The following is an 8,471-nucleotide window of genomic DNA, read 5'->3' as shown; positions in this document are numbered from 1 at the left end:
CGAAGCCCTCGGTCACCGCGAATTCTCCATGACAAAACTCTATCGTTCGGCGTAACACGCCCGCGACCGCAAACACTTCGCCCGGGCGCCCAGTCCGGGCGATCCCGTGACACAGACTGCCTTTCCGGAACATGACCTCATGGCCTCACTTTCAGATATCAAGACGCGCGCAACCACCCTGTTCCCGGGGCTCCTGCTCGCCCTGACGATCGCGGCCGCGGCCAAGTTCCTGTCCGAGCACTATGCCGCGCCGGTGATGCTGTTTGCGCTCCTGATCGGCATGGCCTTCAATTTCATGGCCGACCAGGACACCACCGGCAAGGGCGTGGTGTTCGCCTCCAAGACGCTTCTCAGGCTCGGCATCGTGCTCCTGGGCGCGCGCATCACGCTTGGCGATATCGCAGGCATCGGCGCCTCGGGACTGGTGACGGTGGCAAGCCTGATGGCGCTGACCATCGGTTTCGGTTTCGTCTGCGCGCGCCTGTTCGGTCGCGGCTGGCGCTTCGCCATCCTCACAGGGGGCGCGGTGGCGATCTGCGGCGCGTCTGCGGCGCTCGCGCTCGCAGCCGTCATTCCCGCCAATGACAAGACCGAGCGCAACGTGCTCTTCACCGTGGTGGCGGTGACCACGCTGTCGACCATCGCCATGATCATCTATCCGGTGCTGTTCGGGCTCGCGGGCCTCAGCGACGCCCAGAGCGGCTTCCTGATCGGCGCCACCGTGCACGATGTCGCGCAGGTGGTGGGCGCGGGCTATTCGATCTCGACCGAAGCCGGCGACACCGCGACCATCGTCAAGCTGCTGCGCGTCACCTTGCTGCCGGTGGTGCTGATCATCCTGGCGCTGTCGCTCGCCCGCCGCGAAAGCGGCTTCTCTCAGGTGCGCCTGCCGCTGTTCGTGGTTGGTTTCGGCGTCGTCACGCTCGCCAATTCCGTGGGCCTCATTCCCGCGGAAATGGCAAGGCTTCTGGTCGAGGCGTCCTCATGGTTGCTGGTCATCGCCATTTCGGCGCTTGGCGTGCGCACCAACATGAAGGCCATGCTCGATCTCGGCTGGCGGCATGTGGCTGTCGTCGTGCTCGAAACCGTGTTCCTGCTGGGGCTCGCCTGGAGCGCCGTTTCAATGGGGCTCGTCGGCTTCTGAGGCATCGGCTTCGCCTGTCGGCGACTTTCTACAGCCTTGATTCATAAAAAAAATCGATCAGTGCCATGCGGCGCGATGATCAATTCTGCCGGATTGTCTGGGTTTTTGCCACGGTCCGGCCGAACCGGCTCCGGGTGCGTTTCGCCGCAGCCGGACCGCCGCGCTTGACAGCTGAAGGGGCCTGTGACCTGATTGCCGCTTGCGCAGCGCGGAAAGCAAAAAAACACCTAAGGCGCGCGCGGGCAAGTTATTGGGAACTACTAAACCGGGAGCTTTAAGAGTGAAGCACGTACAAAAATTCGTGGCCGTTGCCCTGATGTGCACGGCTGCTGCCTTTGCGCCAGTCAAGGCCGTGGCCGAGACGCCGGCCGACACGCTGATACAGGCCTGGGCGATCGACGACATCATTACCCTCGATCCGGCCGAAGTGTTCGAGTTCACCGCTTCCGAGATTCTCGGCAACTCCTATCAGGGCCTGGTCGGCTACAACGTCAAGGACGTCTCCGAGATCTTCGGCGTGATCGCCGAGAAATGGGAGATCTCCGAGGACGGCAAGACCTTCACCTTCACCATCCGTGACGGCATGAAGTTCGCTTCCGGCAACCCGATCACCGCCGAGGACGCGGTCTACACGCTGCAGCGGGCCATCAAGCTCGACAAGTCGCCGGCCTTCATCCTGACCCAGTTCGGCTTCTCGGCCGACAATGTGGACGAGAAGATCCGCAAGACCGGCGACATGACGTTCGAATTCGAGATGGACAACAATTATGCGCCGACGCTGGTGCTCTACTGCCTGACCGCGACCGTCGGCTTCGTCGTCGACAGCGAACTGGTCAAGAGCCATGAGGTCGACGGCGACTTCGGCTACAACTGGCTGAAGACCAACTATGCCGGATCGGGCGCGTTCTCGATCCGCGACTGGCGCGCCAATGAAGTGGTGGCGCTCGACCGCAACGACAACTATTCGGGCGAAGCCCCGCCCATGGCGCACGCCATCTATCGTCACATTCCGGAAGCCTCGACCGAACGCCTTCTGCTCGAAAAGGGCGATATCGACATCGCCCGCAAGCTCGGACCGGATGAGATCCAGGCCGTGTCCTCCAATCCCGACATCGTCGTCGACAAGGGCGTGAAAGGCTCGATCTACTATCTCGGCCTCAACCAGAAGAACGAGTATCTTTCCAAGCCCGAAGTTCGCCAGGCGCTGAAGTACCTGGTCGACTACGACACCATCGCCGACACCATCATGAAGGGCATGGTCGTCAAGCACCAGGCCTTCCTGCCGCTCGGCTTCCTGGGCGTTCTGGAAGACAATCCCTTCTCGCTCAATGTCGAGAAGGCCAAGGAACTGCTGGCCGCGGCCGGTCTGCCCGACGGCTTCTCGGTGACCATGGACACCCGCAACACGCCCGATATCACCGCGATGGCCCAGGCGATCCAGCAGACCTTCGCCGAGGCCGGCATCAAGCTGGAAATCATTCCCGGCGACGGTGGCCAGACGCTGACCAAATATCGCGCCCGCACGCATGACATCTATATCGGCCGCTGGGGACCGGACTATCAGGATCCGCACACCAATGCCGACACCTTTGCGCGCAACCCGGACAACTCGGATGACGCCAAGTCCAAGCCGCTGGCCTGGCGCAACAGCTGGGAAATCCCGGAGATGACCGCGAAGGCCGACGCGGCCGTTCTGGAGTCGGACGCCGCCAAGCGCGCCGAGATGTATATCGATCTGCAGAAGGAATCCCAGGAAACCTCTCCCTTCGTCATCATGTTCCAGGAGATCGAAGTGATCGCCCGGCGCAAGAACGTCGAAGGCTTCGTGATCGGCCCGTCGTTCAATGACAACTCCTTCAAGGCAGTGACGAAGTAAGTGACGGATATCCCCGTACAATCGGAAGGGCGCGCAAGCGCCCTTCCGGGCTGGGCGCTCAAGCTCGGCAAGCTTGTCGTCACCGTCGCGGTGACGCTGTTCGGCCTGCTGCTGGTCACCTTCCTGATCGGCCGCGTGGTCCCTGTCGACCCGGTTCTGTCCGTGGTCGGAGACCGCGCCTCGCCCTCGACCTACGAGAAGGTCTATCTTGAGCTCGGCCTCGACAGGCCGCTCTACGAACAGTTCTATCTCTATGCCAAGAAGGCTGTGACCGGCGATTTCGGCGAGAGCCTGCTGACCAAGAAGCCGATCCTTCAGGATCTGGCCCGTGCCTTTCCCGCGACGCTGGAGCTTGCCACCGCCGGCATCCTTATCGGCACGCTGCTCGGTATCCCCGCGGGCGTCTGGGCCGCGGTGCGCCAGGGCCGGCTGATCGACCAGCTGGTGCGGATCTTCGGACTGGTGGGCTATTCGGCGCCGATCTTCTGGCTTGGCCTGATGGGCCTTCTGCTGTTTTACGCCAAATGGGGGATCGTCCCCGGCCCTGGCCGGATCGACATCTCCTACGAATATTCCTTCACCCCGACCACAGGATTGCTGCTGCTCGACACGGCCATGCAGGGCCAGTGGGGCGCCTTCCGCAATGTGCTGTCGCATCTCGCGCTGCCCGCGAGCCTGCTCGGCTATCTGTCGATGGCCTATATCGCCCGCATGACGCGCAGCTTCATGCTCAACGAACTGGCGCAGGAATATGTCGTCACCGCGCGCGTCAAGGGCGTGGCCGAGTGGCGCATCATCTGGGTGCATGCGCTCAGAAATGCCGCCGTGCCGCTGGTGACCGTGATCGCGCTGTCCTACGCCCACCTGCTCGAAGGCTCGGTGCTGACGGAGACCGTGTTCGCCTGGCCGGGGCTTGGGCAGTATCTCACCAATTCGCTCCAGAACGCCGACATGAACGCCGTTCTCGGCGGCACGCTGCTGATCGGCATCGTCTTCGTCGGCCTCAACATCTTTTCGGATCTGCTCTACACGCTGCTCGATCCACGCGTCAGGAGACGGCTGTGACTTCGCCCGACACCACCCTGGAGAAGCAGGGTTTGCGCAACTGGCTCCTGTCCGAGCAACCGGCCTCGCGCCGGCAGGCCCGGTTCGGCCAGGTCTACCGCACCTGGCTCGCCTTCCGCGGCAATCGTCTCGGCATGCTCGGGCTCGGCATCGTGCTGGCACTCGTGCTGGTGGCGCTGTTTGCCGGCGTGATCGCCCCCTATGACCCGCTTACCGGGGGCGACCTGCGCACCGAACGGCTGCTGCCGCCCTCGTGGGAGCACCTGATGGGCACCGACGATCTGGCGCGCGACATCTTCTCGCGCATCGTCTACGGCTCGCGGGTGACGCTTCTGGTGGTGGCGCTGGTCGCGGCCATCGCCACGCCCGTGGGCCTGCTTGTGGGCACCACCGCGGGCTATTTCGGCGGCTGGGTCGACACCGTGCTGATGCGCGTGACGGACATTTTCCTGGCCTTCCCGCGGCTGATCCTGGCGCTTGCCTTCGTTGCGGCGCTGGGCCCGGGCATCGAGAACGCGATCATCGCCATCGCCATTACCTCCTGGCCGCCCTATGCGCGCCTGGCGCGCGCCGAGACGCTGACCATCCGCAATGCCGAGCATATCGACGCGATCCGCCTGCAGGGCGCCTCGCCGGTCCGCATCATCTGGGGCCATGTCATGCCGCTGTGCCTGTCCTCGGTCATCATCCGCGTGACCCTGGACATGGCGGGCATCATCCTCACCGCCGCGGGCTTGGGCTTCCTCGGGCTCGGCGCCCAGCCGCCGCAGCCCGAATGGGGTGCGATGATTGCCGCGGGCCGCCGCTTCCTGATCGATTACTGGTGGGTCGCGACCATGCCCGGCATCGCCATCTTCGTCGTCTCGCTGGGGTTCAACTTCCTCGGCGACGGCCTGCGCGACGTTCTCGATCCGAAGGCGCAGCAGCAATGAACCCGCTTCTTTCCGTCGAGAACCTGCGCATCTCGTTTCCGTCGCGGCGGGGGCCGGTCGAGGTCGTGCGCGGCGTCTCCTTCCATCTCGGCCGCGAACGGCTCGGCATCGTCGGCGAAAGCGGCTCGGGCAAGTCCCAGACCGGTCGCGCCATTCTCGGCCTGACCCCACCTTCCGGGCGGGCCACTGCCGACCGGCTGGAATTCGACGGTATCGACCTGCGCAAGGCCTCCACCGCGCAATGGCGCCAGTTGCGCGGCGCGCGCATGTCGATGGTGATGCAGGACCCGAAATACTCGCTCAATCCGGTGATGACCATCGGCAAGCAGCTGATGGAGGCGGTACGGATCCACGGCGGCAAGGCCGATGCCCGCGCCAAGTCGCTGGCCATGCTCGAAGCGGTGCAGATCCGCGATCCGGAACGGGTGATGCACGCCTATCCGCACGAGCTGTCGGGCGGCATGGGCCAGCGTGCCATGATCGCCATGATGCTGGTCACCGAGCCGGACCTGCTGATCGCCGACGAGCCGACTTCCGCGCTCGACGTGACCGTGCAGATCGAGGTCTTGCGCATTCTCGACCGTCTGGTGAGCGAGCGCGGCATGGGCCTCATCTTCATCAGCCACGACCTCGAACTGGTCTCGACCTTCTGCGACCGGGTGCTGGTGATGTATGCCGGCCGGGTGGTCGAGGAAATCGACGCCGCCCGCCTGAGCGAGGCCGAGCATCCCTATACCCGCGGCCTGCTTGGCTGCCTGCCCAAGATCGTCGGCGACCAGCGGCCGCTGCCGGTGCTCGCGCGCGATGCCAGGTGGCTGGAGTAGATCGACATGGCGCTGATCGAGATCGAGAATCTGGAAGTGGTCTTCGGAGGCGGCGGCCGCATCGTGCATGCGCTGCGCGGCGTGTCGCTGTCGGTGGAGGAGGGTGAAAGCTTCGGCCTCGTCGGTGAAAGCGGCTCGGGCAAGTCCACCGTGCTGCGCGCGACCTGCGGGCTGGCGCCGGTGACCGCCGGGCGCATCCTGATCGACGGCATTCCGGTCACCACCCCGCGTGATCCCTCCTTCTATCGCCGCGTGCAGATGGTGTTCCAGGACCCCTATGCATCGCTGCATCCCCGCCACACCATCGACCGGGTGCTGTCCGAGCCGCTGGCGATCCACGGCTTCGACCGCCGCGAGGCCCGCGTCGAACGGGCGCTGATCGATGTCGGGCTCGGCACGGGCTTCCGGTTCCGCTATCCGCACCAGCTGTCCGGCGGCCAGCGCCAGCGCGTGGCCATCGCCCGGGCGCTGATCCTCGAACCCAAGGTGATCCTGCTCGACGAGCCCACCTCCGCGCTCGATGCCTCGATCCAGGCGGAAGTATTGAACCTGCTCGACCGGCTGCGCGCCGAGCACGGGCTCACCTATGTGCTGGTCAGCCACGACCTCGCCGTGGTCGCACATATGTGCGAGCGGCTGATGGTGATGCAGGGTGGCCAGGTGGTGGAGCAGCTCAGCCGCGAGGCGCTGCAGGCCCATGCGACCACCAAGGACTACACCCGCAATCTTTTGACCGCCAGCGAGGGCTTCACCCGCGCGCCGGCGCCCCAATCCCGACCCTAGCCTGAAATTCGGCCGTGTTCGCGCGGGAGGTTTCTCTCCCGGCCGGCCGGCTGAAACATGAAAGAGAAGATCATGGCTGACACGACGTTTTTCGATGGCCACAACGATTTCCTGCTGCGCCTGTTGCGTGCGCCGCGCGACCGCGAGCAGATCTGGCTCAAGGGCGACGGCAGCGGCCATCTCGATCTGCCGCGGATGCAGGCCGCGGGCTTCGCCGGCGGCTTCTTCGCCATCTACATCTCCTCGCCGCCGGAAAAGGACGCGCCGGATTTCGAGGCGATGATGGATCATCCGCCCTATGACCTGCCGCTACCCGCGCTGATGGACGCCGCCGAGACCCAGGCCATCGCGCTGTCCATGGCGGGGCATCTGATGTGGATGGAACGCGCCTCGCAAGGCGCGCTGAAGATCTGCCGCAGCGCCGCGGACCTGCGCGCCTGCCTGGAATCCGGCACCATCGCCGCGGTCATGCACATGGAAGGGGCGGAAGCGATCGATCCCGATCTCGACGCGCTCTACGCCTTCCATGCCATGGGCCTGCGATCGCTCGGCCCGGTCTGGAGCCGGCCCACGGTGTTCGGCCACGGCGTGCCGTTCCGCTTTCCCGGCACCCCCGACACCGGCCCCGGCCTCACCGAGGCCGGCAAGGCGCTGATCCGCGCCTGCAATGAGCTCGGGATCATGGTGGATCTCTCGCATTTGAACGAGAAGGGGTTTAACGATGTCGCCGCGATTTCGGATGCGCCGCTGGTTGCCACCCATTCCAATGCCCATGCAGTGACGCAGTCGACCCGCAACCTCACCGACCGCCAGCTCGCCATGATCCGCGAATCGGGCGGCATGGTCGGCCTCAACTACGCCACCGTGTTCCTGCGCGAGGACGGCCGCAAACTCACCGATTGCGGCTGGGACCCGGTGATGCGCCACCTCGACCACCTGGTCGAAAAACTCGGCGAGGACCATGTCGGCCTCGGCTCAGACTTCGACGGTGCCGAACTGCCCGACGTGATCGGCGACGTGACCGGCGTTCAGGCCCTGATCACCGAGATGCGCAACCGCCAATACGGCGAGGCGCTCATTGAAAAGATCGCCCGCAAGAACTGGATCTCGCTGCTCGAGCGCACCTGGGGGGCGTGAGACAGGGCCGGGCAATGGCCCTCATCCCTCGACGGACGTCAATGATCACCCTCATCCGTCAGCTTCGCTGACGGATGAGGGTGTGCCCGCCGAGACAATCGCGTGTGCCGAAAGCCAGATCGGCGTTACATTGCCCCGACACCGCAGATCCACTCCCTTCTCGCTCTGCCAGACACTGGCGGACGAGGGGGCGCCAGAGGAAGGGCATGACCAGCGACCTCACCCGGCTGAGACGTTTCGCCCGTGCCATGCGCCGCGCGCCGACGGAGGCGGAGCAGCGGCCGTGGGGCGCCTTGCGCAATCGGCGGCTCGACGGTCTCAAGTTCCGCCGCCAGGTGCCGCTCGGCGCGTGGATCGCCGATTTCGTCTGCATGGAGGCCGGGCTCGTCGTCGAGGTGGATGGAACCCAGCACGCCGACAGCAGACGCGATGCCGCCCGGGACGCGGGCCTCGAAGCCCTGGGCTTCCGGGTCCTGCGGTTCTGGAACGACGATGTGATGCGCGATCTCGACGCCACCTGCGCCACGATTATCGCATTTGCGCGCGATCAGTCATTGCGGCAGGATTGGCGGTAGCTGGTCGCCTCGTCGGTCCATGGTTTCGTAAAGGACCCTCATCCGTCTCGCCGCTGCGCGTCGATCCACCTTCTCCCGGAGGGAGAGCGACTGTCTTGTTCGTCAAGCGTTTTGCCATGGTTTTTCGTCCCGGAT

8 protein-coding genes are annotated in these 8,471 nt (G+C 65.0%); all 8 read left to right on the top strand.

Annotated features, from left to right (window positions below):
* Positions 1–139 precede the first annotated feature (139 nt).
* The 8 genes from AWJ14_RS12955 (at position 140) to AWJ14_RS12920 (ending at position 8,336) form a co-directional block, all read left to right on the top strand.
* Entirely contained in the window at positions 140–1,144 is a 1,005-nt protein-coding gene (locus AWJ14_RS12955; RefSeq protein ID WP_066179740.1) for a YeiH family protein, read from the top strand.
* Positions 1,145–1,460: 316 nt separating this feature from the next.
* On the top strand, positions 1,461–3,020 hold the full coding sequence (locus tag AWJ14_RS12950; protein ID WP_066179736.1) for an ABC transporter substrate-binding protein: 1,560 nt from the start codon (positions 1,461–1,463) through the stop codon (positions 3,018–3,020).
* Positions 3,021–4,085 carry an ABC transporter permease gene (locus AWJ14_RS12945; RefSeq protein WP_083220246.1) on the top strand — a complete coding sequence of 355 codons (1,065 nt, stop codon included), beginning with the start codon at positions 3,021–3,023 and terminating at the stop codon, positions 4,083–4,085.
* Complete coding sequence (locus AWJ14_RS12940; protein WP_245304266.1) at positions 4,082–5,017, top strand: ABC transporter permease; 936 nt, start codon at positions 4,082–4,084, stop codon at positions 5,015–5,017. Before AWJ14_RS12945 ends, AWJ14_RS12940 begins: the two co-directional genes overlap by 4 nt.
* A complete protein-coding gene (locus AWJ14_RS12935) occupies positions 5,014–5,841 on the top strand; it encodes an ABC transporter ATP-binding protein (RefSeq protein WP_066179733.1) in 828 nt (275 codons plus the stop codon). Before AWJ14_RS12940 ends, AWJ14_RS12935 begins: the two co-directional genes overlap by 4 nt.
* A gap of 6 nt (positions 5,842–5,847) precedes the next feature.
* Positions 5,848–6,624: an ABC transporter ATP-binding protein gene (locus AWJ14_RS12930; protein WP_066179730.1), complete on the top strand. Its 777-nt coding sequence runs from the start codon at positions 5,848–5,850 to the stop codon at positions 6,622–6,624.
* 72 nt (positions 6,625–6,696) lie between these two features.
* A complete protein-coding gene (locus tag AWJ14_RS12925; RefSeq protein ID WP_066179744.1) occupies positions 6,697–7,761 on the top strand; it encodes a dipeptidase in 1,065 nt (354 codons plus the stop codon).
* A gap of 206 nt (positions 7,762–7,967) precedes the next feature.
* Positions 7,968–8,336, top strand: a complete 369-nt coding sequence (locus tag AWJ14_RS12920) for an endonuclease domain-containing protein (RefSeq protein ID WP_066179727.1) — start codon at positions 7,968–7,970, stop codon at positions 8,334–8,336.
* Positions 8,337–8,471 lie beyond the last annotated feature (135 nt).

It is taken from the genome of Parahoeflea olei, assembly GCF_001703635.1.
Lineage (GTDB): Bacteria > Pseudomonadota > Alphaproteobacteria > Rhizobiales > Rhizobiaceae > Hoeflea > Hoeflea olei.
This window is presented reverse-complemented; position numbering and strand designations above follow the sequence as displayed.

Coding starts and splice junctions, on each gene's coding strand:
- AWJ14_RS12955 (WP_066179740.1), top strand. CDS start 140: ATGGCCTCACTTTCAGATATCAAGACGCGCGCAACCACCCTGTTCCCG.
- AWJ14_RS12950 (WP_066179736.1), top strand. CDS start 1,461: ATGTGCACGGCTGCTGCCTTTGCGCCAGTCAAGGCCGTGGCCGAGACG.
- AWJ14_RS12935 (WP_066179733.1), top strand. CDS start 5,014: ATGAACCCGCTTCTTTCCGTCGAGAACCTGCGCATCTCGTTTCCGTCG.
- AWJ14_RS12930 (WP_066179730.1), top strand. CDS start 5,848: ATGGCGCTGATCGAGATCGAGAATCTGGAAGTGGTCTTCGGAGGCGGC.
- AWJ14_RS12925 (WP_066179744.1), top strand. CDS start 6,697: ATGGCTGACACGACGTTTTTCGATGGCCACAACGATTTCCTGCTGCGC.
- AWJ14_RS12920 (WP_066179727.1), top strand. CDS start 7,968: ATGACCAGCGACCTCACCCGGCTGAGACGTTTCGCCCGTGCCATGCGC.